Origin of the sequence: Gordonia asplenii, assembly GCF_012933505.1 — a bacterium.
Lineage (GTDB): Bacteria > Actinomycetota > Actinomycetes > Mycobacteriales > Mycobacteriaceae > Gordonia > Gordonia asplenii.
Genome location: NZ_JABBNB010000004.1, coordinates 53105 through 78993, shown reverse-complemented (window position 1 = coordinate 78993; position 25889 = coordinate 53105). Strand labels below are relative to the sequence as shown.

Here is a 25889-nt window from a genome sequence, read left to right as displayed (position 1 = left end):
GGGGTTCGCTCGGGTGCGACTAGCGGCGGTCGAGGTCGACCAGGCCGAGCTGTGCAGCCTTGACGAGGCGACGCGGGATGCGCTGCGCAACGCCGTTGACCTTGGTCTCTTGCAACGCCGGGTTGTCCGCCTTCCACTGCGAACGACGGCTGCGGGAGTTGGCCCGCGACATACGGCGCTTGGGTACAGCCATGATTAAGCCCTTCTCATTTCATGCAGGTTCCGTGCAGGTATACCGTGCGAGTCGTTGGTGTGCGTACACCAACTGAGCCCGGTCGGGAGCGGCATACAACCTCTCAAGACTACCGAAGGTTGCTGCTACGTCCAAAACGAGCGGTCAGGACGTCGCGATCGAGATGATGATGAACGCCACGAACAACACGATGACAGCGACACAGATCCAGCCCAGGATTATCCCGGCCAGCGCCAGTCCGGAGCCGTCCTGGGTGCCGCCGGACTCGTCGATCTCCCGCTTGGCCAGGTAGCCGAGGATCAATCCGCCGATGCCGAGCAGACCGCAGGTCGCGGTGAGCCCGGCGATGCCCAGGATCAGCGACACGATGGCCTTGGTGTTCGTCGTCGTGGCGGTGTAGCCGTAGCCGCCCGGGTAGGCGCCGGGATACTGCGCGCCGTACGGCTGCGCGGCCGGGTAGCCCGCGGCATAGGGCTGCTGCGGATACGACGGTGCCGGATAGCCCGAATAGTTCGGCTGGCTGCTCGCGCCCGGCGCGACATATGGCGTCGACGGGGGCTGGTAGCCCGGATTCGACGGCTGGTAGCCCGGGTTGGGCTGGGCCTGGTAGCCGGGATTGGACTGCTGGTAGCCGGGATTGGACTGCGCTTCGTAACCCGGCGTCGGCGCTTGATACCCCGGGTTGGAGGGCTGATACCCCGGGTTGGAGGGCTGGTAGCCGGGGTTGGAGGGCTGGTAGCCGGGGTTGGATTGCACCGGGCTGAAGTCGTCGGCCGCCGGCTGCTTGTTCAGGTCCAGCTTCGAGACGTCACGCAGTTGCGTCTGGTCATAGGCGCCAGGTTCTGCCGAAGGACCCGGTTTGGACATATCTGGACCGGTCATGGCCTCATACTTTCACTAGATCGGGGGCTTGGCATCTCATCTGCCGGTTGCGATGATCACCGCGAAGACCGCGATGGCGAGCAGGATGTCCAGGATAGACAACACCAGACCGCCGATCGCCATCCCGCGATTGGTCTTGTTGCCCGTCTTGCCGGCCTCGTTGATGGCAACGCCACCGAGGATGATCCCCGCGACGGCACCGATGATTCCGAAGACTCCGCACAAGAACGCCAACGGGACGCTGAGGACACCCAGGATGAGCGAGATGACGGCCTTCGCATCGGTGTGCTTCGTCGGCGGCAGCATCGGATATTGGGCGCCGTACGGGTTGTACGGCGCCGCACCGTAGCCCGGGCCGTACGCCGGCGGTGGGGTGACGAACTGCGGGCCGTAGTTCTGCTGCGGTTGACCGTAGTTCTGCTGCGGTTGCGAGTGCTGCGGTGGTTGCGGGTAGCTCGGCAGGGGCTGTGCGTAGTTCTGCGGTGCCGCGCCGAACGCTGCGGGCGCGACCGGCCCGCCCGGCGGATAGGGCTGATAATCAGGAATCGGCGGATCGGCTGGGAGGAAGTCATCGACCACCGGTGTCGCGACGGCGGCCGCGTCGCCGGTGGTCGGCAGTTGCACCAGCTCGGTCTGCGACGTCGAACCGTCGTCGCCCTTGACGAGGTCGATTCTCTCCGGTGGCGTCGAGTCCTCCTGATCGCGTGCCGGTGGCCCAGACGGCGCAGTCACGATCGCTCCCCTCTCTCGCGAATGTCGCGAATCTACGATTGCTCACTCCACCTTACGGATCGACGGTGACAGGCCCGGCTTCGGTCGCCCGACCGTACGACAATCGCCGACACGAGACACTAGAGTGGCCTGTCGTGTCCGGCGTCATCTCAGGCTTCACCGTCATCTTCATCGTGGTGGCAGTGGGTTTTGTGCTCGGTCGGACCAAGGCGCTGGGACCGTCCGCCACCCAGGTCCTCTCGCGTCTGGTGTTTTTCGTCTGCACTCCGGCGTTGCTGTTTCATTCGCTGCTGACCACGGACCTCTCGGTGGTGTTCTCCTCCACCCTGGTCGTCGCGGCCGTGAGCGCGCTGACCACCGGTGCGGTCTACGCACTTCTCGCACGCCTGCTCCTGCACCGTGACGTGCCGGAGGCGATGATCGGCGCGCTGTCGTCGTCGTTCGTCAACAGCGTCAACCTGGGCCTGCCCATCGCGATCTTCGTCCTGCACGACGCGTCGTTCCTGGCGCCGTTGCTGCTGTTTCAAATCTTGATCTACACGCCGATCGCGCTGGTCACGCTCGACGTCACCGCGCTCACCGGTTCCCCGAGCCGCTCGTCGGTACGCAACGCCGTGACCGCACCGCTGACGAATCCCATCATGCTGGGAGGCGTTGCCGGCCTTGCCTTTTCGTTCCTGCATTGGCATCCTCCGGCGGCGGTGTCCGAACCCATGAAGATGCTCGGCGACGCGTCGGTTCCGTTGGCGCTGTTGGCATTCGGGCTGTCGCTGACCGGAGTCAAGGTGCTCCGCAAAGGCGAGAGTCCCCGACGCGACGTCGCCCTGGCGACCGTGCTGAAGATGGTGGGGATGCCGTTGCTGGCCTACGCGATCGCCCGCTGGGGCTTCGGCATGAGCGGACACGCACTCTTCGCCCAGGTGGTCATCGCAGCGTTGCCCACCGCACAGAACGTCTTCGTGTACGCGACCCGCTACCGGCGCGGCGAAGTCCTGGCCCGCGACTGCGCCCTCGTGACGACGCTGGTGTCGATCCCGGTGATCGCGGTGACGGCGGCATTGCTCACCTAGCGGCCGAGTGGAAACTGCCTCGTCAGGCTCGGCGAGGGAAATGCTCCCTCGACGCCGACCACGAGACAGACTGCAATCAGCCCGGCTCTCCTAGCCTCGCCGCGCCCGCAGGTAGTCCCCGACGACGGCCGCGCCCAGACCGTCGATGTCGGGGGCGACCACGCGTCCCCCGACCCGCCGAGCGATGTGGTCGATGAATTCGGCCAGTCCGGGGTCTTCGCCGAGCCGGAAAATCGTTATCTGCGAACCCATCCGGGCGATGTGGTCGAGTTCGCGAATTGTCAGCGCGATCGTCTGCGGATGTGGCGGGTAGAAGAAGAACGGTTCGCCGGACGGATCGAGGTGTGCCGTCGGTTCACCGTCGGTGACGATCAGGACAACGGGCTGCGCGTTCGGGAATCGACGCAGGTGCCGCTGCGCGAGCAGCAGCGCGTGATGCAGGTTGGTGCCCTGCTCCATCCGCGGCGACAATCCGGTCAACTCGGCGACGTCGATGGACCGCGCATACCGACCGAATGCGATCAGATGCAGTTCGTCGGTGCGGAATCGCGTGGATATCAAGTGATTCAACGCGATGGCCGTTCGCTTCATCGGCGTCCAGCGGCCCTCCATCTCCATCGAGAACGACGTGTCGACCAACAGCACGACGGCGGCCTGAGTCCGTGCCTCGGTGTCGATCACCTCGACGTCGCGCACATCGAGTCGCACGCCGTTCGACGCCCCGCCCGGCTCACTCGCGGTGCGTACCAACGCATTTGTGACCGTGCGGGTCACATCCCACGGATCGGTGTCGCCGAATTCCCATTCGCGCGACGCCCCGGTCGGCTCGCCGAGCAGCCCGGTCTGGCGAGTACGACGATCACCGGACCGGCCCGACAGTTGCTGCGCCACATCCTTGAAGATGGTTTGCCCCAACTGCCGCATGGCTTTCGGACTCAGCCGCAACTCGCCGTCGGCGGTGCGCTCGAAGAATCCCTGGTCCGACAACGCCTTCTCCAACTCGGCGAGCATCCGGGCGTCGGCTACCGCCTCGGGGCCGAGTTGACGTTCCAGAGCGTCGAGGTCGAGGTCGGCGAGTTCGGCACCCGCGTACTGCTGCGACAGTTGCTCGCTGAGCGCTTCGAGTTCGGAGATGTCGCGGATCGCCGCGGCGCCTTCGCCGAGTCCCATCGGGCGATCACCGGAAAACGACTGCGCATTGTCCCAATCCAACCCGGGACGGGCGTCGCGCAACAGCGAATCCATTTGCGCCAGTTGACTCATCAGCTCCGGTGAGCCGAACGCCTGCTGCGCCAACTGGTCCAGTTCGGCGCGTTGCTCGGGCGAGAGCGAATTGTAGAACTGTTGTGCCGCGGCGGCCCGCTGTGCCAGGGAGTCGATCAGCTCCTCGGTGTTGCGCGGATTATCGGGGAAGAAGTCGCCGTGTTTGTCCATGAACTCGGCGAACTGCTCGGTGGTGTCCTCGCCGCGGTTGTGCGCGTCTAGCAACTTGTTGAGGTCCGACAACATCTCCGTAATCTGTTGACGGTCTTGCTCGCTCGCGCCTTCCATCGCCTGCTTCATGCCGGCGAACCGCTGATCGAGCAGCTCCCGGCCCAGCAGATCTTTGATCTTGTCGTAGTCGGCGCGGGCCTGAGGACTGCGCCAGTCGTACGACGACAGCTCTTCGACGGCCTGCGCCGTCGACGACGGCAGGTTGCCGATCTGCATCTCGGCGAAGCGCGCGTCGTCGTCGAGATCGCGGGCGAGCTGTTTGCGTTCCTCGAGGACCGCTCGGTCGAGCAGCTCCCGGATCTCGGCGAACGTCCCGTCCAGATTCCGTTCGCGCAGCAGTTGATTGCGTCGACGGTTGATCTGCTCGCGCAGCTGGTCGAGGCCGCGCATGTTCTGCGATCCGCGGCGGAGCAGTTCTCGCATCGCCCGCTGCGGCGACACTCCGCTCATCACGTCCTCGCCGATCTCCGCGAGCGCCTCACGCAGATCGACGGGCGGGGCCAGCGGATCCGGCCCGTCGACGTAGGGACGATAGCGGGAACGGTGAAAGTTCTTGTCGGCCATGGCTTCTCCGATAGATGTCAGCCGTAGACGGTCTGCCCGGCGTCGTCAGCTTCTTTGCTGATCCGCCGCGCCAGGTACAGACCTTCCAGGGCGAGTTCGAGGGCACTGGCACGTTCCCCGTCGATCGTCGCTTCGAAACGTTCGGCGAGCGCGTCGACGACGGGCCGGGTGCGGGCCGGATCGGGAAGTGCGCCGAGCAATTCGACCGCGGTGACTCGATCGCCGGTGACAACCGGATCACCGCTTTCCAGCGCGGTGACCAGCGGCGCCATGTCGATGCCGCCGAGGTGGGCACGCACGGTGTCGGCGACCGACTTGCGCAGCAGGTGTTCGAGGATCTCCAGTTCGCGTCCCTGTTCCCCGGACTCGAACTCGATCTTGCCGCGCAGCACCTCGATCACCGACTCCAGGTCGACGACACGCGCCACCGGTACGTCCTCGCCGAGAAGCGCCGCGCGGTGAAGTGCCGCTGCCGCAACGGTTTCCGCTCCGGCGATGGAGAATCGCGCCGACACTCCGGATCGCTGGTCCACCGATGGATGATCGCGGACGTAGCGGGTGAAGCGAGCGAGGATCTCGATGATGAACGTCGGGACGGTCGCCGTGAGGTCGGCTTCCTGCTCGATGACCTCCACCTCGTCGTCGAGGTCGAGGGGGTAGTGGGTGCGGATCTCTGCGCCGAACCGGTCCTTGAGCGGCGTGATGATCCGGCCGCGGTTGGTGTAGTCCTCGGGGTTCGCGCTGGCGAGCACCAGGACGTCGAGCGGCAGGCGCAACGAGTAGCCGCGAACCTGAATGTCGCGCTCCTCCATGACATTGAGCATCGACACCTGGATGCGCTCGGCGAGGTCGGGCAGCTCGTTGATCGCGATGATGCCGCGATGCGCGCGTGGGATCAGACCGAAGTGAATGGTCTCCGGATCACCGAGGCTGCGACCTTCGGCGACCTTCATCGGGTCGATGTCGCCGACGAGGTCGGCGACCGACGTGTCCGGGGTGGCCAGCTTCTCGCTGTAGCGCTCGCTGCGGTGCCGCCATTCGATCGGCAGACCGTCGAGCAGATCGGCGGCCTTGCGGATCGACGCCGGGGTGATCGGCTCGTAGGGGTGTTCGCCCAGTTCGGATCCGGCGATGACGGGTGTCCACTCGTCGAGCAGCCCGACCATGGTCCGCAGGATGCGGGTCTTGCCCTGGCCGCGTTCACCGAGCATCACGACGTCGTGACCGGCGAGCAGGGCGCGTTCGAGCTGCGGAATGACGGTCGCCTCGAAGCCGACGATCCCCGGCCACGGATCGACGCCCGCGCGTAGGGCATTGAGCAGGTTGTTGCGGATCTCGTCGCGCACGTCGCGCTGAACATGTCCGCTGGCGCGCAGCTCGCCGAGGGTTCGGGCCGACGGCGGGCGCGACTCGGTGGGGTGGGATTCGGTGAGCGGAGTGTTGGTGGTGGGGGTGTCATGATCTGCCACCTGTTCAACGCTACTCCGCGAAATGTGACGGGCGCCGCGCAAACCCGGCGACGCCGGGTGCGGGCTCGCGCCCACTTGACCCGGCGTCGTCGAATATCCCCAGTTCAGGCTGGGTCGCGCCCGATGAACGCCGCCAGCTTCGCGACGGCTCCGGCGTCGGCGGCCACCGGTTTGGCCGGGCCGTACTGTCCCGATGAACGCAACATCTCCTCGATCGGCGTCATCCCGGCGAGCAGGTTGGCGGCGAACTCGTCGTCGAGATCGGGCGTGACGCCGCTCGATCGCGCGAGGTCCCAGGTGTGCATGAAGACATCGGCGGTGTAGAACATGTCGACGGCGATCGGGAGCGGGAACGTACCGATCTGCGGGTGAGTGAAATCCTCGGCCGCACCGGCGCCGTCGAGGAGTTGCTGAACCGCCGCGCTGTGCGCCGCCCAGGCCGCGGCGGGGTCGTCGTCGACCGACGGCGTCGACGCCAGAGTCACGCCACCGGCGGCGAGGAAAGCGGGGAACCAGTCGACGAGGTGGCGTACGACATCACGCGCCCGCCAGTCGCCGACCGGCGACTGTGCATCCCAATCTGTCGTTGCGGCAACGTATTTCGCGAAGTCACCGGCGATGGCTCGATGACGGTCGGCGGGCGCGAGGGCGGCGAGTCCGGTGGTCACGGAGCCACCGTACCCGCAGCGATGAGCGCGTCGAGTTTGGCATAGCCGTCGTTGACGCCGACTTCCATGCCCGAGCGCAGCCAGGCGTCCCGCGACTCGAACGAGTCGACGAGCGACTGCGCGTGCAGCCGCGTCCGGCCGTCGCCCAGATCCTCGAAACGCAGCGTCTCCAGGGACACGCCGTCGGGCTGCCCCTCCCAGGTGAAGGTCTGCACGATGACGTCGTCGCCGACGGTGTGGAAACAACCGCGGAAGACGTACTCCTCGCGGTTGAGATCAGGCCCGCTCGCGGCGCGGGAGGCAACGTAGCGCCACTCCCCGCCGTTGCGCGCATCCCAGGTGATGATGCGATTCTCCATCCCGTCCGGGCCGATCCAACGCAGGGCGAGGTCGGGGTCGGTGTGCGCCTTGACCAGCTGCGCGGGCGTCGCGTGGAAATCGCGGGTGATGCGGATGATCGGCAGATCGGGGTCCGCTTCGATGGCGGCTTGTGCCAGTTGGGTGTTCATGATGCCTTGCCTTTCTTCGGTTTCGACGTTTCGGAGTCGGCCTGTGGGCCGGTGTTCAGGTCGGCGAGCAGCGCATCGAGTCGCTGGTAGCGCGCCTCGGCTTGGCGCCGGTACCGCTCGATCCATTTGGTCATGAGGTCGAACACCTCCGCTTCCAGATGCACCGGTCGACGTTGGGCGTCACGAGTCCGCGTCACGAGCCCGGCGTCGGCCAGTACTTTCAGATGTTTGGACACCGCCTGCAGGCTCACGTCGTAGGGTTCGGCGAGCTCGCCGACGGTGGCATCGGCAGTGGTCAGCCGGGCGACCATGTCACGCCGCGTGGGATCGGCCAGTGCGGCGAACACCCGCGACAATTGGTCGGTCATCGTTGCCCATCACCTCCTTATTCAATCAATCGGTTGAATACAAGTAGACGCTCCGTCGACGTTGTTGTCAACCTATGGGTTGAATAAACTCCGTTCGACGGCGACGGCCCATCCCCCACCGAATCTCCACCCGCGGCTCCACCCGCGGGGGGATCTGTTCGACGCCGCCACGCAGCATGCTGATTGTCACCACCTTCACCCACCCCCGGAAGGAAAATCACATGCCTGTGCACTACCTGTTCGACGCCGTGCTCGTCGTCGCCGTTCTCGGCGTGATGTGCTACCGCCAGACCACGTGGCGACCGGTCGAGGTCTCCCAGATGTGGCGCATGCCAATAATTCTCGGCATCGTCGGGCTCGTGATGGTGAGCCAGACGAGCGGCCGCGTCGGCACGCTCGACGTTGCGCTCATCGCGATCGAGTTGGTCGTCTCGCTTGCCATCGGTGCGTGGATGGGTGCCATCGCCCACTTCCGCAGGCTGCCCGAGCCGGTCGCCTTCGGCAAAGACGACCGCTACCTCGCCGAATACGAATCGCGCACCTCTGCGTGGGGTTCGGCGCTGTGGCTGCTGATGATCGCGACCCGGATCGGCCTCGCGGTCGTAGCGCATCTCACCGGCGCACAACTGGCGGCGTCGACCGGGTTGATTCTCCTCGCGTTCGCCGCCAACCGAGCGGGACGGACGTTCGTCTTCGCCGGACGACTCACTCGCCACGCCGCGAGCCCGATGCCGCAACTTCATGACACGCTGCGGTCATGATGGATCAGTGACCGCATTGACCCCGCCGAGCAGATTGAGTCTCGCACTCAATCTGCTCGGCGCCGGCGTCGTCCTCTGGTCGTTGGCGTCGACTCCCCAATCGCGCTGGGCCGTCATCGCCGCCTATGTCGCCGTGGCGGGGTGGATCGTCGGACGCGCCTGCCTGCCGTATGCGGACGCGCGGTGGCCCGCTCGGCATCGTGTCATCGCCGCCGCGCACGTCGCGTCTGCGCTCGTCGCGATGGTGTTGGGCGGCCTCGCGTCGGCGAGTACGTCGGGCGTGGGGCTGGTGCCGGTGGTGCTCGCCGTCGGCGACGCAATCAGTGATCCGCAGCGACCGTTGATACGGGGCGTCGGGCTGGGATGCCTCGGGGTCGTCGCCGTGGCCGTCGGAGCCGTTCTCGCCGACACCGGAGTTCTCGCGGTGCTCGCCATGATCGGCGGCATCGCGATCGCCGGCTTGGTCGGCATGTCCCGACGTCAGGCGCGGGTCGCCGAGACGCAGTCGAAGTTGTTGCGCGAGAAGGAGTTCGCCGCCCGTGACGAGGCGCGACGCGTCGCGCTGGCCCGTGATCTGCACGACCTCCTCGCACACAGTCTGGGTGGATTGGTGATTCAGCTCGACGCCGCCGAGGCGCTGCTGGAGGCGAACAAGACCGATTCCGCGGCGCAGCGGGTCAGTGCCGCACGGGCTTTGGCGGCGGCCGGGCTGAGTGACGCCCGACGTGCCGTGGCCGCCCTGCGCATGCCCGTCGCCGACGGTCCCGACGTCGACGCGGCAGACCTGCGCGGTGACATCGACGACCTGCTTGCCGTGCATCGCAGTCTCGGCGGCACTGTCGAGCCGATCGTCGTCGACGAAACACCCGGTGTTGCAGCGGTTTACGCCGACGTCCTGCGGCGCACCATTCAGGAGTCGCTGAGCAATGCGCGCAAGCACGCGCCCGGTGAGCCGGTCGCGCTGCACATCGGCTGGCATGATGACCGGGTGACGATCACGGTGACCAATCCGATCGCCCCAGCCGCCTGCGCACTGTCTCGATCGGGCGGCGGATACGGCCTGCCCGGCATGCGCGAACGCCTCGCGGCACTCGACAACGGCAGTTCCCTTGTCGTAGAAGCTGATTCGACGCCGAGCCAGTTCCGGGTGGACGCGACGGTGATGCTGACGGGGCGTCGAGCATGACCGAGCAGGCGATCCGCGTCCTCGTCGTCGACGACCAGGCGATCGTCCGCGACGGACTGGTCACCGTCTTGTCGCTGCACGACGACATCGACGTGATCGGATCGGTCGCCGACGGCGAACAGGCGGTGACGACCGCGGCGTCGGGCAGGCCCGACGTCGTGCTGATGGATCTGCGGATGCCCGGCGTCGACGGTGTGGAGGCGACCCGGCGGATCGTCGGCGACCAGCCCGACGTCGCGGTGCTGGTGCTCACCACCTATGCCGACGACGAGTCGATCTTCTCTGCCCTACGCGCGGGAGCACGGGGCTATCTGACGAAGGACGCGGGCCGCGCCGAACTCGTGGCCGCGGTACGGTCGGTGGCGCGCGGTCAGGCCACGTTCGACGCATCGGTGGGAGCCAGGATCGTGGCCAAAGCGGCGTCGCCCGACGTCGTCGTGCCTGTTTCTCCACTGCCGCAACGCTTTCCACAGCTGACCGCGCGTGAAGCGGAGGTCGCCGAATTGATCGGCGACGGGCTGAGCAACGCCGAGATCGCCGAACATCTGTTCGTCGGCGTGTCGACGGTGAAGACGCACATCAATTCGTTGTTCGCGAAGCTCGGCGTGCGAGATCGGGCGCAGGCGATCGCACTGATCCGGGGGTGAGGATCCGGCGCGGGCAGAATGCAATCAGCCCCACCACCGGCGCCGAGGGAACATCCACCGCGCCGAACCTCACCAGACAGAATGCAATCTGCCCCGACGTCGACACCCGCGCGCCGGGCAGAATGCAATCAGCCCCACCACCGGCGCCGAGGGAACATCCACCCCGCCGAACCTCACCCGACAGAATGCAATCTAGCCCGCCACACCCACCGGGACGTCGCCGCGCAGCGTCACGCGGTGCATGATGCGCCGTTGGCCGCCGTTGACGTCGGCGTAGTCGCGGTTGGCGTAGTGAACGGTGTTCCGGTTGTCCCACAACACCAGATCGCCGAGCCGCCAGCGGTGGCGCACAATGTGTTCGGGCTTGGTCAGGTGTGCGTAGAGCAGGTCGAGGATGGCCCGGCTCTCGGCGTCGGATACGCCGTCGATGTGCGATGTGAAGCCGGGGTTGACGAAGATCGCCCGACGCCCCGTCTCCGGATGGACCCGAACAACCGGATGGCGGACCGGGGTCAGCTCGGTGACCTCCTTACCCTCCCAGGTGTTGCCCTTGCCACCGCGCTTGTGCTTGAGGTAGTAGCCGAATTCGCGGTTTCCGTCGTGCACCGCGGTCAGCTGATCGACCAATGCGCGCACCGGCTCCGACAGCGACCCGTACGCCAATTCGCCGTCGGCCCAATTGGTGTCACCGCCGGTCTGTGGCAGAACGATCGGCCGCAGGATCGACCCGAGGGGCGGCCGCTGCATGAAGGTGACATCGGTATGCCACACGTCGGCGAAACCGTTGTCGGCGCTGTCGAGCGAGTACATCTGCGTGGGTACGTCGGCTCCGCTGTCGTGGACGGGGTGTCCGGTGGTGAGCTCACCGAGGCGATTGGCGAACTCGACGTGCTGCGCGTCGTCGAGCGGTTGTCCGCGAAACACGATCACCTTGAACTCCACCAGCGCCGCGCGGATCGCGCGCACCTCGTCGTCGGTGGCCGACGCGACGTCGACGCCGGAGATCTGCGCGCCGAAGTGCGGTCCGAACGGGTCGACGTCCAGCTCGACCCCACTACGCAGGGTGGCACCGCTCGCCGACGCCCGGGTTGTCACGCTCATGCCGCTGCCGCTTCTCTGACCGCGTGACCGACTTCGGCCCGCAGCGCGGCGTATTCGGGTGAGCCGCGCAGTTCCTCGGGGGTCACCCCGTCGCGCGGCAGCGCAGACGAGATATCAAGTGCCACCCGGCCGGGGCGCTTCGTCAGCACGACGATCCGCGAGCCGAGGAAGGCTGCTTCGTCGGCGCTGTGGGTGACGAACACACTGGTCCGCCCCGACTGCGCACTCACCGTGCGCAGATCCTCCTGAAGGCGTTCGCGGGTCAGTGCGTCGAGCGCCGCGAACGGCTCGTCGAGCAGCAACAACGACGTCTCCGCGGCCAGTGCCCGCGCGATCGCGACGCGCTGCTGCTGTCCGCCGGAGATCTCCCAGATCCGGCGATCGCCGGTATCGGCGAGGCCCACTCGGTCGAGCAGCTCGTTGCGACGTTGCGCCCGTTGCGTTTTCGGCACTTTCGCATACTTCAGCGCGAGGTCGATGTTGCCGCCGACGGTCTGCCAGGGAAACAGCCGCGGCTGCTGAAAGACGACGCCCGAGGTGACACCCGGCACCGGCGAACCACCGGACACCGCGACGTCTCCGACACTCGCCTGCTCGAAACCCGCGATGAGGCGCAGCAACGTCGACTTTCCGCAGCCCGACGCCCCGACGAGCACCAGGAACTCTCCCGGCGGAACGTCGAGGTCCACCGGACCGAGTGCGGTCACCGCCTCGGCGCCGTTGCCGTAGGTCTGAGACACGTTGCGAATACTGATGGATCCCGGACCGCGCAGCGCGGTCACCACGTCCGATCCGGCACTGCTGCTATTGACTGAAGACACCGGGGAGTCCCTTCGTGTAGATGGCTTTCTGGAGTACGTCCAACGCCGGAGCCGACGGAATCTGCTGCTGGTCGGCGAGGAACTGCGCCGCTGACGCCAGATTGACGGCCAGGTTGCCCGGCTTACCGTCGACGCCCAGCCACGTCGGTGTCGTCAGATCGGCGGTCGTCAGGTAGGTTCCCTGGCTCAGCTGATTCTTGGCGTCGGCGTCGGTGATTCCCATCTCGGCGGCGATCGCCGACGCAGCGCTGTTCGGGTCGTTCTTGATGGTGGTCAACGCGCGCGCCTCGATCTTGCGCCAGGTGTCGACGACGTCGGGGTGCGCGGCGGCGAAACTCGTTGCGACGACACCCAAGTCGAGGGTCGGTTTGCCCGCGGTGGCCAACTGCTTGCTGGCGATGAGCGTCTTGCCGGTGGCACGCAACTTGTCCAGGGTCGGCAGCCAGGTGTACACGGCGTCGACGTCGCCACGATCCCACGCCGCCAGCGATGCCTGCGGTTGTAGATCGATGATGTTGACGTCCTTTGCCGGCACATCCGCCTGTGCGAGGGCGGCGAGCAGGCTGTAGTGCGCGGTCGAGGCGAATGCCGTCGCGACCCGCTTGCCGCGCAGCTCGGCGACCGAGTTGATTCCGGTTCCGTTGCGAGCGACGAGCGCTTCGTTGTCGCCGGCGACGTCGAGCACGAAGGCCACCTGGTAGGGGATGTCCAGCGGTGCGGACAGCCCGCGGGCGACGGGAGCCGAACCGATGGCTCCGAAGTCGATCTGCCGAGCGATGAAGGCGGTGTTGACGTCGGCGCCGGAGTCGAACTTGGTCCACTTGATGTTGTAGTTCGGCAGTGCGTCTTCGAGCCAGTGCTTGTTCTTGACGATGAGGTCGCCGCTCGGGAACGACTGGTAGGCAATGCGAATGGTCGGTTTGGAGCTGTCCTGACCGGAGTGGTCGATCGCGCAGCCGGACACCGAGGCCACGACGACCGCGAGCACCGCCAGAAGCAGTTTGATCGGGGATTTCATTGTGGGACTAGACCTTTCCGCGCCACGGGACGGCACGCACTTCGATGGCGCGCAGCACGGCGTCGATGATGAGACCGGAGATGCCGATGGCGAAGATGCCGACCAGCACCACGGGGGTGTTGTTGTAGTTGCTCGCGTCTTTGACGACGCCGCCGATTCCGGGGATTCCGTTGAAGAGTTCCGCGGCCACCACGGCCGAGTACGCCATTCCGACGGAAAGCCTTATGCCGGTGAAGGTTTCGGGCAGAGCCGACGGAATCACGACGTCGCGCACCACTTCCCGCGGCGATGCGCCCAGCGCCCGCGCCGCTTCGATGAGTCCGACCGGTGCGGCGACGACGGCGGCCGTCGTCGCGACGGCGGCCGGTGGCAGTGCGGCCAGGGCCAGCAGGGTCACCTTGGGAGCCTCGTCGATGCCGAGCCAGATGACCAGCAGGAAGAAATAGGCCAGCGGCGGCAGTGCGCGCAGGAAGGTCAGCCACGGCTCGAGGAGCCGGCGCACCCAGGTGAAGGTGCCCATCGTAAGTCCAAGCAGCACACCGAGAGTCACCCCGATCAGCACGCCGGCGAATACTCGCCGCAGCGTCATGTACAGGTGCTCCCAGAGCAGGTAGCCCTGGTAGCCGCGCACACCGTTGTGCGTCGTCGACAAGTCGATGAACGCACGCCACACGGTGGACGGATACGGGACGAAGGTCTCACTCCAGATCCCACTCAGTGCGACGAGCTCCCAGACGACCAGGAAGACGACGACCGACAGCAGCGGAAGTCCGAACTTCGTCAGCCAGTCGCGCTTCTTCGCACGAGCGGGGCCCGCGGCACCGGGACTGCCCGACGCTTCTTCGGAGATATCAACGAAAACGCTCACCCGCCAATAGGTACCGGGTGATCACCAGCGCGAACATGGTTTGAATCGCTGCGGTGGAAAGTCGGCCGACGTCGTCGGGCCCGCGAAAATCGTCCGAATATTGCGGCAGCAGGGGCACATTGCCCCAGGTCAGCGGACTATCGGACGATTTTCGCACGGGGAGGAGCCCCGCCGGTACCTCAGTGCGCGAAGTGGCGTGCTCCGGTGAGGTACAGCGTGATGCCCGCCTCCGCGGCCGCCTCGATGACTTCCTTGTCCCGGATCGATCCACCCGGCTGCACGATGGCCTTCACCCCGCCCGCGGTCAGCACTTGCAGCCCGTCCGGGAACGGGAAGAAGGCGTCCGACGCCGCGACACTTCCGGCGGCCCGGTCGCCGGCGCGCTGCACGGCGAGGTGCGCCGAGTCGACCCGGTTGACCTGCCCCATGCCGACGCCGACCGACGCGCCGTCGCTGGCGAGCAGAATCGCGTTCGACTTCACCGAACGGCAAGCGCGCCAAGCGAATTCGAGATCGACGAGGGTGGCGGCGTCGACCGCTTCGCCTGTCGCCAGGGTCCAGTTGGCCGGATCGTCGCCATCGGCGTCGAGGATGTCGCGCTGCTGAAGCAGCAGACCACCCGAGACCGGGCGCATCTCGGCGCCGGCCCGCTGCGGCGGATCGGCACGCAGTACTCGTATGTTCTTCTTACGCGTCAGCACCGACAGTGCGCCGTCGGCGTAGGACGGGGCGATGATCACCTCGGTGAAGATCTCCGCGACCTGCTCGGCCATCTCGACACTCACCTCGCTGTTGGAGGCGATCACGCCGCCATAGGCGCTGACCGGGTCACATTCGTGTGCCTTGCGGTGGGCCACGGCGATGGTGTCGGCCACCGCGATGCCACAGGGGTTGGCGTGCTTGATGATTGCGACCGCGGGACGGTCGAAGTCGAAACAGCTGCGCCATGCGGCGTCGGAGTCGGTGTAGTTGTTGAAGCTCATCTCCTTGCCGTGCAGCTGCTCGGCGGAGGCGAGTCCACCACCTTGCGCGCCGACGTAGAGGGCCGCCCCCTGGTGCGGGTTCTCGCCGTAGCGCAGCACCGCCGAGCGCTCCCACGTGCCGCCGACCCACGCCGGAAAATTCGTCTCCTCGTCGGGCGCCACGACCGATCCCATCCACGACGCCACCGCGACGTCGTAGTCGGCGGTATGCCGAAATGCCTTGGCCGCCAACTGTTGCCGCTGCGCGAGGGTGAACCCGCCCGCCACTACGGCATCGATGACGTCGCCGTAGGCGGACGGATCCACCACGACGGCGACCGACGGATGATTCTTCGCCGCACCGCGGACCATCGACGGCCCGCCGATGTCGATCTGCTCGATGCATTCATCGGGTGTCGCGCCCGACGCGACGGTCGCGGTGAAGGGGTACAGGTTGACGACGACGAGTTCGAAGGCGGCAATGCCCAGCTCGCTGAGCTGATTGAGGTGATCGTCTTTACGGGTGTCGGCCAGGATGCCGGCGTGCACATTGGGGTGCAGCGTCTTGACGCGTCCCTCCAGGCACTCCGGGAAGCCGGTGATCTCCGATACCTCGGTGACCGGAACACCGGCGGCCGCAATGGTTTTCGCCGTCGAGCCGGTGGAGACCAGTTCGACGCCCGCGGCGTGCAGCGCGGTTGCGAGGTCAGCCAGTCCGGTCTTGTCGTAGACGCTGATCAGTGCGCGGCGCACCGGGCGCCGAGTGGAATCTGCTGCGGTGGGAGCGGTCACGGAATGTAGGCCTTTCGTCCGTCGGTGACGACGCCGCGCGCGGCGACCGCCGCCACCACGTCGGTGAGCAGAACGCGCTCAACGGCTTTGATGCGTTCATGGAGGGTCGTCTCGGTGTCGTCGGGGCTGATGACCACCGGGGCCTGCGCCAGGATGGGGCCGGTGTCGACCCCGGCGTCGACGAGGTGCACCGTGGTTCCGGTCACCTTTGCGCCGTACGCCAGCGCGTCGGCCACCCCGTGGGCGCCGGGGAACGCCGGCAGCAATGCGGGGTGGGAGTTGATGATTCGCGCGGTGAAACGCGAAAGGAATTGCTCACCAAGGATTTTCATGAATCCCGCGGTGACGATGTAGCCGGGGCCGTAGTCGGCGACGCGCTCGGTGAGCGCCTGATCCCAGGCCGCACGGTCGGCGAAGTCGCGCAGCCGCAGGGTCACCACGTCGACTCCCCGCGCTGCGGCGAGTTCTGCTGCACGACAATCGCGGTCGACGACGACGGCCACTACGTCGAACGGTGAATCGTCGCCCGCCGCGACGTCGAGCAGCGCCGACATCAGTGATCCGGTACCCGAAGCCATCACGACGATGGGTGTGCGCGGACCCGTGGGCAGATCTGGGGTAAGCGCTTCGGTCACCCGTTCAGCTTAGAACCTGGGCTAAGACCATCTTCCCGTGACCTCGGTTTCGTCCTCGTCGAGGTACTCGGCATCCTCGTAGTCCTCGCGGGTCATCCCACGACCGCCCACCCGACGTCGACTGTTCGCCGTCCCGTCGTCGTCGACGATCCGCGCCGTCACCTCGGCGTCGTCGTATCCGGGGCGGTAGCCATCTGGGTCGAAGTCGTCCGGGTCGAAGTCGTCGACGTAGTACTCGTTGTATTCGGCGTCGCCTGGTTCAGCGGCGACGTCGTACTCAGCGGCGTCGTCGTATTCGTACGCGTCGGTCGGTTCGTCCTCGCCGTACGCCTCCTCGTCGTACTCCTCCTCGCCGTACTCCTCGTCATCGACGCCCGCGTCGCTCAGCGCCGACGCCCGGGCCGCCTTCGACGCCGGCAGCAGTGTGTTGACCAGGGCGATCAGCACTCCGGGGATGGTGATCACGGCGAAGGTGAGCATTCCCGCCACCGGGATGGGGGCACCGAACGAACCGAGCTCGCCGAGACTGCCGCTGGAGATCCACACGGCGAGAACCATGATCGACGCCGCGCTCACCCCGGCGATGGCGACGAGACGCAGATTGCGCCGCAGGTCGGTGTCCCGACATTTCATTCCGACGTACCCGGCGACCACCGCGGTGACGACGAATCCGACCGCACCGGCGCCGCCCAGTTCGCCGTCGGGCAGTACCGCGAGCAGCGGCAGTGGGGGAATCGCTCCGCCGTGGGCGTGGAGCAGATTCAACGACGCCATGCCGACGGTGACGTCGGCGCCGACGAGCGCCGACGCTCCCGCGACGGCGAGATTCGGGAGGTAGAAGACCGACAGGATGACCAGCCCGAGGTAGCCGTCGGCGCTGTGGGCTTCGCCGATGAGGTTGGCGACCGCCGAGAATCGCACGAGGAGCATCACGACGATCACCGCCGATACCGCCCCGAGCAGACCCAGCACCGCCGTGGCGCCGAGTCGTGCGCCACGCGCTATGTCGTCGGTGCGTCGCGCGCCGAGTCCACGCGCGGCGGCCCAGTCCCGCCATCGCGCGCCCGCCACCGCGATCACCGTCGCCAGCCCGTGGACCAGCGCGGTCGCACCGAATGCGGCCAGCGGCGTTGGACTCTGCACCGGCAACACCGATTCGCCGTCCATCACCACGGCCATCGCCAGCGCCGTGATCAACAGCGGCCCGCCGATCGCCGCGGCGAACAGCGCGCCGAGTTCGTATATCGAGCGACGCTCACCGATCGCAGGAGCGATCGACTTGGCCGCCAACACGACGAGGACGATCGTCGGCAACGCGGGCAGCGCTCCCAGCGTGACCCCGGCAATCGTCAACGGCACCTGGTGGACCACCAGCCACGCCGACCCGACCGCAGCACCGATGCCGCCGAACCCACCGCCGGCGGCGAGAATCGTCACCGCGACGATCAAGGTCAACGCCACCATGACGATGATCGGCAGCCCGAAGGCGACCATGACGAGTTCCCGCGCGGAACTCTCGGAGCCCATCGCCTGCGCACGACGATTCTGCCGGTGCTGACGCAGCCGCGTAGCCAGGCTTTCGGATTCGGATTCGGAAGATTTCGAGGCCATCACCATCGAGGGTGGCACGTCTGCCCGGCGCCGGCGAAGGGGGCGCGCCGCGCGGAACCAGTTTGTGACCCACGCAGTCGATGCCGACTGACGGCAACTGCGACAACACGGGCCGCACCCGACGGAGATCAGGTGCGGCCCGTGTCGGGATCTAGCGCGAGAAGTCAGTCCTTCTTGAACACCGTCGTCGCCGAACCCGAGTTGTCCGAATCGGAGTCCGACGCCGAGCGGTCGGCCGCGGTGGCCGACGACGAGGACGTCGACGAACTGCTCGACAACGCGTCCGAGGCGCCGAAAGCGGTAGTCGGCTGTGGCTGCGACGACGAGCTGGACTGGGCGAACGACGTCGGCGCGTACGACTGCTGCTGATCACCGGACGGGCTTGCCGACTGTCCATAGCCCGACGACTGCCCGTACGACGGCGACTGCGACTGGCCGTAGGTCTGCGACGGCGACGGCGACTGCGACTGCCCGTAGCCCTGCGGCTGGCCGTAGCTTTGCGCCTGCTGACCGGAGTTCTGCTCGGCCGGCTGCGGCTGCTGTGCCGGGGTGGCGACGGTACCCGGGGTCGCCGGCCCGGCCGACGCGGCGTCGGAGCCCGCTGCGGGAGCGACCTTGACCTTTTCCAGCACGACGAGCAACCAGAGGATGGAGGCACCCGCGAGGACCAGCGTCAGGAAGAGATAGATGTAGTCCCAGAATGTGATTCCCAGTCCGGGAATTCCATATCCGTAGGTGTCCGACGACTTCACCGCGGCGTAGATGATGCTGTAGATCTTCTCGACGAACGCCGCGATGCTGACCGCTGCCACAAGCGTCGCGATGACCTTGGTGTCGACCTTGTCGCTGATCAGGGTGACGCCCGCGAGAACTACCAGGGCTACACCCCAGAAGATGAAGAATCCGTAGTGGAAGAGTCCGAGCAGCAGGGTCAGTGCGCTGACGCCGGCGATCGTGATGGCGAGGATCTGACCGATGTTGGCCGGAAGCCCCTGGCTCGGCGGCTTCGGCGGGTTGTAGCCCGGCCCATAGCCCTGCTGTCCGTACTGCTGCTGACCGTAGCCCTGCTGTCCGTATCCCTGCTGCGGCTGCTGGCCGTAGCCCTGGCCGTAACTCGGCTGTCCCTGCTGCTGTCCGTATCCCTGCTGACCATAGCCCTGCTGAGGCTGACCGTAGCCCTGCTGGGGCTGCTGGCCGTAGCCTTGCTGCCCGTACTGCTGCTGGCCGTAGCCCGCCCCACCCTGCTGGTAACTCATGATTGAAGACATCTTCCTGTAGACAGTTGCTTGCCGACCTACTGTCGGGACATCGTTGACCACGCTAATACATCTTCGGTTGCCTTCGCCGAATCGACGCCGTCGTGCGATCGAATGACCGGGCGACTACCACCGGTGAGCAGCGCCGACCTGCGTGTACCAGTCGATCAGCGAGTAGTCGTCGACGGCACGCGGGTCGATGTTCACCGCGTCGCGTCCGGCGAGAACCGCGGTAACCGGCACTTCGAGTTTCTTGCCGGTCTTGGTGTGCGGAATTCCGGGGGCCTCGATCACCTCGTCGGGCACGTGCCGCCGAGACAGTTTGCTCGCGACCGCCGACGCGATCGTCGACCGCAGCGCGTCGTCGAGTTCGGCACCGGGAACCAAGGTGACGAACAGCGGCATCCAGTACTTGCTGTCCGGGCCGTCGACACCGAGCACGAATGCCTCGGCGATCTGCTCGATTCCCTCGACAACCTCGTAGATGTCGGCCGATCCCATCCGAATTCCGTGTCGGTTGAGCGTCGCATCGCTGCGGCCGTGGATGATCAGCGACCCGTGGTCGGTGACGGTGACCCAGTCACCGTGGCGCCAGACCGGATTCGGCGGTGGACTGTCCCACTCGTGGGCGAAATAGGCGTTGCGGTACCGCTCGCCGTCGGGGTCGTTCCAGAAGAACACGGGCATCGACGGCATCGGCGCCGTGATCACCATCTCTCCCACCCCGCCGCGCAGGCTGCTGGTATCGGGAGCCCAACTGTCAAGTGCCACACCGAGATACCGCACCGACAACTCGCCGGCGACGACCGGTACACCGGTGGACCCACCGGCGAACGCACTCACCACATCGGTACCGCCGCTGATCGACGACACCGGAAGACCGGGCCGGACGCGTTCATCGACCCACTCGAAGAGGTCTGCGGCCAACGTCGATCCGGTACTGCCCAGACACCGCAGCGCGGAGAGGTCATGCTCGACGCCGGGGTGCAGACCCGCTTTGCGCGATGCCTGCAACTGCCCGGGGCTGGTACCGAAGTAGGTGACGTGTTCGTCGGCGACGAGCGACCACATGCGGTCGGCGTCGGGATACAGCGGTGAGCCGCTGTATGTGATGATCCGCGCGCCGCACAGCAACCCGGCGACTTGGAAGTTCCACATCATCCAGCTCAGTGCGGTCTGCCAGAAGAACACGTCCCCCGGTGCCAGATCACTGTGCAGCCCAGCCGATTTCAGATGTTCGACGACGACGCCGCCGTGGCCGTGCACGATGCCCTTGGGTTTGCCGGTGGTGCCAGAACTGAACAGCACCCACAGCGGATGATCGAAGGCGACCTTCTCGACAGCGAGTTCCGCACCGGCATTCGCCTCGAGCAACGACTGGTACGAAAGTGCTGGAACTCGCCAATCATCATGTGCCGCACCGACGTTGATCACCGTGGTCACCGTGTCCAGCAGCTCGGCGAGGGCTGAGTTGTCGGCGACCTTGTCGATCGGCTTGCCGTTGTATCGGTAGCCGTCGGCGGTGACGAGGACTTTGGGGGCGAGCTGGGCCATCCGCCCGGCCGCACCGTCGGGCGCGTAGTCGGCGCCGCATCCGGAGAAGATCGCCCCGATCGACGCCGCGGCGAGAAAGCAGATCACCGCTTCGGGGACGTCGGGCAGATATGCCGCGACCACGTCCGCGGCGCCGACCCCCATCGCCCGCAGCGCCGCGGCCATCGCGGCGACCAGGCCGGGCAACTCCGCCCAGGCGATCTCGGTGCGCTCCCCCGCTTCGTCGAGGCCGACGATCGCCGCGCCGGGCAGCTCGGCATGCGTGAGGATCTGATCGACGTAGTTCAACCGGATCTGTGGAAACCATTGCGCGCCAGGCATGGTGGCGTCGGCGAGGACATCGCTGCGCGCCGGACCCAGCGGTGCGGCGGCCCGGTCGTCGAGCCGGTAGAAGTCCCACACGGCCCGCCAGAACCCGGCCACGTCGGACACCGACCACTGCCACAGATCGTCGTAGCCGGACAACTCCCGGCCGGCGCGCGCTGCCGCAAGCGCGGCGAACTCGTCGATCTGCGCCATCAGCGCAGGCCCAGCAGGTTTATTGCCTCCGATCGCATTTCCACCTTGCGTACTTTACCCGTGACCGTCATCGGAAACTCGTCAACCACATGGACATATTTCGGAATCTTATGGCGCGCGATCTGGCCCGCCGCGAACTCGGCGAGATCTGCCGCGGTGAAATCGTCGACGCCGTCGCGCAGCCGCACCCAGGCCATCAACTCCTCGCCGTATTTTGCGTCGGGCACACCGATCACCTGTGCGTCGAGGATGTCGGGGTGGGTGTAGAGGAACTCTTCGACCTCGCGCGGGTAGATGTTCTCGCCGCCCCGAATCACCATGTCTTTGATCCGGCCGGTGATCTGCACGTACCCGTTGTCGGCCATCACCGCGATGTCGCCGGTGTGCATCCACCCCTGCTCGTCGAGCACGTCCGCGGTCTTGCGCGGTTCGTTCCAATACCCCTGCATCACACTGTATCCGCGGGTGCAGAACTCACCGGCCGCACCGCGCTCGACGGTGTCGCCGGTGACCGGGTCGACGACCTTGATCTCCAGGTGCGGCCCGACGCGGCCGACCGTCCCGACGCGCAGTTGCAGTTCGTCGTCGACGCGGGTCTGCGTCGACACCGGGGAGGTCTCGGTCATGCCGTAGCAGATCGACACCTCGGTCATGTGCATCCGCTCGACCACCTCGCGCATGACCTGCTCGGGGCACGGCGATCCGGCCATGATGCCGGTGCGCAAGGTGCTCAGGTCGTAGTCGTCGAAGTTCGGCAGCGCCAGCTCGGCGATGAACATGGTCGGCACGCCGTAGAGACTGGTCACCGCGTATTCGGCGACCGCGGCGAGCGTCGCGGCCGGGTCGAAGGCCGGGGCTGGAATGATCATGGCCGCGCCGTGGCTGGTGGCCGCCAGATTGCCCATCACCATGCCGAAACAGTGATAGAACGGCACCGGCAGGCAGATGCGGTCGGCGTCGGTGTAGTTCAACAGCTCGCCGACGAGGTATCCGTTGTTGAGGATGTTGCGGTGGGTCAGCGTCGCGCCCTTGGGCGCACCGGTGGTGCCCGAGGTGTATTGGATGTTGATCGGGTCGTTCGCATCGAGGCCGGCGGCCGCGGCGGCCACCGCCGCTACTTCCTCCGGCGCCGGATCGGCAAGCAGTGCTTCCCATTCCGGCGATGCGAAGATGACGACGCGGGACAGGTTGTCAACCGTTTGCTGCGCGGCGGCCAGCATCGCGGGGTAGTCGGAGTCCTTGAACGCCGGGGCCGCCAGGACCACGGTGATTCCGGACTGCTGCAGGGCGAAATCGACTTCGGTCTGGCGATACGACGGATTGAGATTCACCAGCACCGCGCCGATCGCGGCGGTGGCGTATTGCACCATCACCCATTCGGAGCGGTTCGGCGACCACACTCCGACCCGGTCACCACGCCCGACGCCGCCGCGCAGCAGACCTGCCGCCAGCGCCTCGACGTCGCGGGCGAGCTCGCGATAGGTCCAGGTGCGCCCGGATGCGGCCTCGGCCAGCGCGAGGTTGTCGCCGAACTTCCCGACGGTCGCGAGGAAGTTGTCGTAGATCGTGTCGTCGAGCAGCGGCGGCTCGGATTCTCCTTGTGCGTAGGACATTTCGGGATTCTCGGTCATCAGACGTCCTCGTGATGGGTTGGCGGGTGGTTGGTGATCTGCCGGTCTGGTCTGCTCGTCTAGGGAACCCGGCTCAATACGCTCTCCGCCTGCCGGAGCACCGGTCCGTCGACCATCTGCCCGTTCAGGCTGAACACACCGGGATTCTCCACGGCGGCGGCGAGAATCTCACGCGCCCAAGCGATCTCGGCATCGTCGGGTCGGTAGCCCGCGCGGATGGTCGCCACCTGTGAGGGGTGGATGCAGGCCGTCGCGGTGTACCCGAGTGCCACCGCGTCACGGACCTCGGCGGCCAGCCCGTCGATGTCGCCGATCTCCAGGTGCACCGCGTCGACGGCGAATCGACCGAATGCCGCCGCGGCCAGCCGCACCGTCGATCGCACGTGGCGCGGAACGTCGCGGTAGGTGCCGGGGCGCTCCTCACCGTCGCCGTAGCGGCTCGACTTGCCGCCGAGTCCGGCGACGAGATCCTCTGCGCCCCACATCAATCCGATGCAGTTGGCGGCTTCGGCGATCTCATTGGCGTGTACCGCGCCACGCGGCGTCTCGATGAGTGCGATCGATTGCAGACCCGTCGCCAGCACCGCATCGGCCGACTCCGCTTTGGCGACCATGATGACTCGGTAGGCGGTTTCGGCGATCGCCGCCAAGTCGCGGCGATGGTCACCGGTCGACGGCGGGTTGACCCGAACGATGACCCGATCGGGGTCGAGTGGATTGGCCACCAACGCCTCGCGCGCGGCCTGGCGGTTCTCCGGGGCCACCGCATCCTCGAGGTCGAGGATGACGGCGTCGGCGCGTTCGAGCGCCTTGGCGTAGCGTTCGGGGCGGTCGGCCGGGCAGAACAGCAGTGCCGGGCCGGGCGGCAGCCACGCATTCACGCCGGTCGGTGTTCGGGCGAGTGTCACGGCTCAGACTCCTTCCGGGCGCTTGCGTACCAGCGTCGCGCGCGCCGCTCGGGCTACCACCACACCGTCCTGGTTGCGGCCGATGTGGACGAGGTTCACCACGCCCTCCCCCGGCCGCGACTTGGACTCGCGCTTGCTCACGCACTCGGTCTCGGCGTAGAGCGTGTCGCCGGCGAAAAGCGGTGCGGGAAAGGCGACTTCAGAAAATCCGAGGTTCGCCACCAGCGTGCCCTGGGTCAGTTGGGAGACCGAGAGCCCCACGATGGTGGAGAACGTGAACATCGAATTGATCAGCCGCTGTCCGCCGAACCCGGGTTGCTGAGCCGACCATGCGGCGTCGAGATGCAGTGCCTGGGTGTTCATCGTCAGCGTGGTGAACAGGACGTTGTCGGCCTCGGTGACGGTGCGTCCGGGCCGGTGTTCGTAGACGGTGCCGTCGACGAACTCCTCGAACCACAGGCCGCGCTGCACCACCCGATTCGCGGTGGTCGCGTCGGTGTCACTCATGCGAAACCCAACTCTCGTGCGATAAGCATCAATTGCACCTCGGTGGTGCCTTCACCGATCTCCAGGATCTTGGAATCACGGTAATGCCGGGCCACCGGGTATTCGTTCATGAAGCCGTAGCCGCCGTGGATCTGCGTCGCCATCCGCGCGTTGTCCATCGCCGCCTCCGACGAGATCATCTTGGCGATCGAGGCTTCCTTCTTGAACGGCTTGCCCGCCAACATCTTCGCGGCGGCGTCGTAGTAGGCGGTGCGTGCCACGTGGGCACGCGCCTCCATCCGCGCGATCGCGAACGAGATCGACTGATAGTCGCCGATCGCCTTGCCGAACGACTGACGCTCCTTGGCGTATTTCACCGACTCGTCGACGCAGCCCTGCGCGACGCCGGTCGCCAGCGCCGCGATCGCGATGCGCCCCTCGTCGAGGATGTTGAGGAAGTTCGCGTAACCGCGGCCGCGCTGCCCCAGCAGGTTCTCCTTGGGGACGCGAACGTCGGAGAACGACAGCGGATGGGTGTCCGACGCATTCCACCCGACCTTGTTGTAGGCCGGTTCGGCAACGAATCCCGGTGTGCCGCTCGGCACGATGATCGTCGAGATCTCCTTGCGGCCGCCGCGTCGATCGCCCGTCCCGTCCCGAGTGCCGGTGACCGCGGTCACCGTCACCAGCGACGTGATGTCGGTGCCGGAGTTGGTGATGAACTGCTTGGCGCCGTTGATGACCCAGGAGTCACCGTCGTCGCGGGCGGTGGTCGCGGTGGCACCCGCATCGGAGCCGGCCCCCGGCTCGGTCAGGCCGAACCCGGCCAGCGCCCTGCCCGCGATGAGGTCGGGGAGGTAGCGCTCCTTCTGCTCCTGGCTGCCGAACTTGTAGAGGGGCATGATGCCCAGTCCCACACCGGCTTCGAGGGTGATGGCCACCGACTGATCGATCTTGCCGAGTTCCTCCAACGCCAGCGCCAGCGCGAAGTAGTCGCCGCCCATTCCGCCGAACTCCTCGGCGAAGGGCAGGCCGAACAGGCCCATCTGCCCCATCTGAGCGATCACCTCATACGGAAAGCTGTGCTCCGCATCGTGTTTCGCGGCGACCGGCGCCACCACCTGCTGCGCGAAGTCGCGGACCGAATCGCGAAGGTCGGCGTATTCCTGCGACAGTTCCATGTG

At 66.7% G+C, this 25889-nt stretch carries 25 protein-coding genes; 4 read left to right on the top strand and 21 right to left on the bottom strand.

The features are described 5' to 3' along the window. Positions 1-19 precede the first annotated feature (19 nt). The 3 genes from rpmF to HH308_RS30355 all read right to left on the bottom strand — a co-directional run bounded on the left by rpmF (position 20) and on the right by HH308_RS30355 (position 1807). The gene (gene rpmF, locus HH308_RS04850) at positions 20-193 is read right to left on the bottom strand and encodes a 50S ribosomal protein L32 (protein WP_007316437.1); all 174 of its coding nucleotides are present in this window, start codon (positions 191-193) and stop codon (positions 20-22) included. A 144-nt stretch (positions 194-337) separates the two neighbouring features. Beyond that, complete coding sequence (locus tag HH308_RS04845; RefSeq protein ID WP_170193056.1) at positions 338-1075, bottom strand: DUF4190 domain-containing protein; 738 nt, start codon at positions 1073-1075, stop codon at positions 338-340. Positions 1076-1111: 36 nt separating this feature from the next. Beyond that, a complete protein-coding gene (locus tag HH308_RS30355; protein ID WP_170193055.1) occupies positions 1112-1807 on the bottom strand; it encodes a DUF4190 domain-containing protein in 696 nt (231 codons plus the stop codon). Between the two features lie 134 nt (positions 1808-1941). On the opposite strand from HH308_RS30355, the gene HH308_RS04835 reads away from it, so the two are divergent. Beyond that, positions 1942-2877: an AEC family transporter gene (locus tag HH308_RS04835; protein WP_170193054.1), complete on the top strand. Its 936-nt coding sequence runs from the start codon at positions 1942-1944 to the stop codon at positions 2875-2877. Between the two features lie 90 nt (positions 2878-2967). Here HH308_RS04835 and HH308_RS04830 read toward each other — a convergent pair whose 3' ends face one another. The 5 genes from HH308_RS04830 to HH308_RS04810 form a co-directional block, all read right to left on the bottom strand. Beyond that, positions 2968-4935 carry a vWA domain-containing protein gene (locus tag HH308_RS04830; protein ID WP_170193053.1) on the bottom strand — a complete coding sequence of 656 codons (1968 nt, stop codon included), beginning with the start codon at positions 4933-4935 and terminating at the stop codon, positions 2968-2970. A 17-nt stretch (positions 4936-4952) separates the two neighbouring features. Then, positions 4953-6404 carry a sigma 54-interacting transcriptional regulator gene (locus HH308_RS04825; RefSeq protein ID WP_170193052.1) on the bottom strand — a complete coding sequence of 484 codons (1452 nt, stop codon included), beginning with the start codon at positions 6402-6404 and terminating at the stop codon, positions 4953-4955. Positions 6405-6508: 104 nt separating this feature from the next. Further along, positions 6509-7072, bottom strand: a complete 564-nt coding sequence (locus HH308_RS04820; protein WP_170193051.1) for a maleylpyruvate isomerase family mycothiol-dependent enzyme — start codon at positions 7070-7072, stop codon at positions 6509-6511. Then, a complete protein-coding gene (locus HH308_RS04815) occupies positions 7069-7581 on the bottom strand; it encodes an SRPBCC domain-containing protein (protein ID WP_170193050.1) in 513 nt (170 codons plus the stop codon). The genes HH308_RS04820 and HH308_RS04815 overlap by 4 nt, the downstream gene beginning before the upstream one ends. After that, on the bottom strand, positions 7578-7949 hold the full coding sequence (locus HH308_RS04810) for an ArsR/SmtB family transcription factor (protein ID WP_170193049.1): 372 nt from the start codon (positions 7947-7949) through the stop codon (positions 7578-7580). The genes HH308_RS04815 and HH308_RS04810 overlap by 4 nt, the downstream gene beginning before the upstream one ends. A gap of 221 nt (positions 7950-8170) precedes the next feature. Between HH308_RS04810 and HH308_RS04805 the strand changes: the two genes are divergently transcribed. From HH308_RS04805 to HH308_RS04795, 3 genes are read left to right on the top strand one after another with little or no spacing between them, the layout of a single operon-like run. Beyond that, a complete protein-coding gene (locus HH308_RS04805) occupies positions 8171-8710 on the top strand; it encodes a hypothetical protein (protein WP_170193048.1) in 540 nt (179 codons plus the stop codon). A gap of 7 nt (positions 8711-8717) precedes the next feature. Beyond that, the gene (locus HH308_RS04800; protein ID WP_211188186.1) at positions 8718-9896 is read left to right on the top strand and encodes a sensor histidine kinase; all 1179 of its coding nucleotides are present in this window, start codon (positions 8718-8720) and stop codon (positions 9894-9896) included. Beyond that, entirely contained in the window at positions 9893-10543 is a 651-nt protein-coding gene (locus tag HH308_RS04795; RefSeq protein ID WP_170193046.1) for a response regulator transcription factor, read from the top strand. The genes HH308_RS04800 and HH308_RS04795 overlap by 4 nt, the downstream gene beginning before the upstream one ends. Positions 10544-10735: 192 nt before the next feature. Here HH308_RS04795 and HH308_RS04790 read toward each other — a convergent pair whose 3' ends face one another. The 13 genes from HH308_RS04790 to HH308_RS04730 form a co-directional block, all read right to left on the bottom strand. Then, entirely contained in the window at positions 10736-11644 is a 909-nt protein-coding gene (locus HH308_RS04790; protein WP_170193045.1) for a TauD/TfdA dioxygenase family protein, read from the bottom strand. Then, a complete protein-coding gene (locus HH308_RS04785) occupies positions 11641-12465 on the bottom strand; it encodes an ABC transporter ATP-binding protein (RefSeq protein WP_170193044.1) in 825 nt (274 codons plus the stop codon). The genes HH308_RS04790 and HH308_RS04785 overlap by 4 nt, the downstream gene beginning before the upstream one ends. After that, positions 12449-13483, bottom strand: a complete 1035-nt coding sequence (locus tag HH308_RS04780) for a taurine ABC transporter substrate-binding protein (RefSeq protein WP_170193043.1) — start codon at positions 13481-13483, stop codon at positions 12449-12451. The genes HH308_RS04785 and HH308_RS04780 overlap by 17 nt, the downstream gene beginning before the upstream one ends. A gap of 7 nt (positions 13484-13490) precedes the next feature. Next, positions 13491-14351 (bottom strand): ABC transporter permease, encoded by an 861-nt coding sequence (locus HH308_RS04775; protein ID WP_170193042.1) that lies wholly within the window; start codon positions 14349-14351, stop codon positions 13491-13493. Between the two features lie 179 nt (positions 14352-14530). Beyond that, positions 14531-16105, bottom strand: coding sequence for a bifunctional phosphoribosylaminoimidazolecarboxamide formyltransferase/IMP cyclohydrolase (purH, locus tag HH308_RS04770; RefSeq protein ID WP_170193041.1), 1575 nt, complete (start codon positions 16103-16105; stop codon positions 14531-14533). Further along, the gene (gene purN / locus HH308_RS04765; RefSeq protein ID WP_246284254.1) at positions 16102-16683 is read right to left on the bottom strand and encodes a phosphoribosylglycinamide formyltransferase; all 582 of its coding nucleotides are present in this window, start codon (positions 16681-16683) and stop codon (positions 16102-16104) included. Before purN ends, purH begins: the two co-directional genes overlap by 4 nt. A 78-nt stretch (positions 16684-16761) precedes the next feature. After that, positions 16762-18351, bottom strand: a complete 1590-nt coding sequence (locus HH308_RS04760; RefSeq protein ID WP_170193039.1) for a cell division protein PerM — start codon at positions 18349-18351, stop codon at positions 16762-16764. Positions 18352-18515: 164 nt separating this feature from the next. Then, the gene (locus tag HH308_RS04755) at positions 18516-19607 is read right to left on the bottom strand and encodes a hypothetical protein (RefSeq protein WP_246284236.1); all 1092 of its coding nucleotides are present in this window, start codon (positions 19605-19607) and stop codon (positions 18516-18518) included. A 126-nt stretch (positions 19608-19733) separates the two neighbouring features. Next, positions 19734-21680, bottom strand: coding sequence for an acetoacetate--CoA ligase (locus HH308_RS04750; RefSeq protein WP_170193037.1), 1947 nt, complete (start codon positions 21678-21680; stop codon positions 19734-19736). Beyond that, entirely contained in the window at positions 21680-23311 is a 1632-nt protein-coding gene (locus HH308_RS04745; RefSeq protein ID WP_170193036.1) for an AMP-binding protein, read from the bottom strand. The genes HH308_RS04750 and HH308_RS04745 overlap by 1 nt, the downstream gene beginning before the upstream one ends. A 59-nt stretch (positions 23312-23370) precedes the next feature. Next, positions 23371-24219 carry an HpcH/HpaI aldolase/citrate lyase family protein gene (locus HH308_RS04740; protein ID WP_170193035.1) on the bottom strand — a complete coding sequence of 283 codons (849 nt, stop codon included), beginning with the start codon at positions 24217-24219 and terminating at the stop codon, positions 23371-23373. Positions 24220-24222: 3 nt separating this feature from the next. Then, on the bottom strand, positions 24223-24726 hold the full coding sequence (locus HH308_RS04735; RefSeq protein WP_170193034.1) for a MaoC family dehydratase: 504 nt from the start codon (positions 24724-24726) through the stop codon (positions 24223-24225). Beyond that, on the bottom strand, positions 24723-25886 hold the full coding sequence (locus HH308_RS04730) for an acyl-CoA dehydrogenase family protein (RefSeq protein ID WP_170193033.1): 1164 nt from the start codon (positions 25884-25886) through the stop codon (positions 24723-24725). Before HH308_RS04730 ends, HH308_RS04735 begins: the two co-directional genes overlap by 4 nt. Positions 25887-25889: the final 3 nt, after the last annotated feature.

Bases quoted from the DNA above. Each gene is read 5' to 3' on its own strand.
- HH308_RS04815 (WP_170193050.1), bottom strand. From the start codon at position 7,581: ATGAACACCCAACTGGCACAAGCCGCCATCGAAGCGGACCCCGATCTG.
- purN (WP_246284254.1), bottom strand. From the start codon at position 16,683: ATGGCTTCGGGTACCGGATCACTGATGTCGGCGCTGCTCGACGTCGCG.
- HH308_RS04780 (WP_170193043.1), bottom strand. From the start codon at position 13,483: ATGAAATCCCCGATCAAACTGCTTCTGGCGGTGCTCGCGGTCGTCGTG.
- HH308_RS04760 (WP_170193039.1), bottom strand. From the start codon at position 18,351: ATGGCCTCGAAATCTTCCGAATCCGAATCCGAAAGCCTGGCTACGCGG.
- HH308_RS04730 (WP_170193033.1), bottom strand. From the start codon at position 25,886: ATGGAACTGTCGCAGGAATACGCCGACCTTCGCGATTCGGTCCGCGAC.
- rpmF (WP_007316437.1), bottom strand. From the start codon at position 193: ATGGCTGTACCCAAGCGCCGTATGTCGCGGGCCAACTCCCGCAGCCGT.
- HH308_RS04830 (WP_170193053.1), bottom strand. From the start codon at position 4,935: ATGGCCGACAAGAACTTTCACCGTTCCCGCTATCGTCCCTACGTCGAC.
- HH308_RS04795 (WP_170193046.1), top strand. From the start codon at position 9,893: ATGACCGAGCAGGCGATCCGCGTCCTCGTCGTCGACGACCAGGCGATC.
- HH308_RS04805 (WP_170193048.1), top strand. From the start codon at position 8,171: ATGCCTGTGCACTACCTGTTCGACGCCGTGCTCGTCGTCGCCGTTCTC.
- HH308_RS04750 (WP_170193037.1), bottom strand. From the start codon at position 21,680: ATGGCGCAGATCGACGAGTTCGCCGCGCTTGCGGCAGCGCGCGCCGGC.
- HH308_RS04810 (WP_170193049.1), bottom strand. From the start codon at position 7,949: ATGACCGACCAATTGTCGCGGGTGTTCGCCGCACTGGCCGATCCCACG.
- HH308_RS04845 (WP_170193056.1), bottom strand. From the start codon at position 1,075: ATGACCGGTCCAGATATGTCCAAACCGGGTCCTTCGGCAGAACCTGGC.
- HH308_RS04755 (WP_246284236.1), bottom strand. From the start codon at position 19,607: ATGAGTTACCAGCAGGGTGGGGCGGGCTACGGCCAGCAGCAGTACGGG.
- HH308_RS04745 (WP_170193036.1), bottom strand. From the start codon at position 23,311: ATGACCGAGAATCCCGAAATGTCCTACGCACAAGGAGAATCCGAGCCG.
- HH308_RS04735 (WP_170193034.1), bottom strand. From the start codon at position 24,726: ATGAGTGACACCGACGCGACCACCGCGAATCGGGTGGTGCAGCGCGGC.
- HH308_RS04790 (WP_170193045.1), bottom strand. From the start codon at position 11,644: ATGAGCGTGACAACCCGGGCGTCGGCGAGCGGTGCCACCCTGCGTAGT.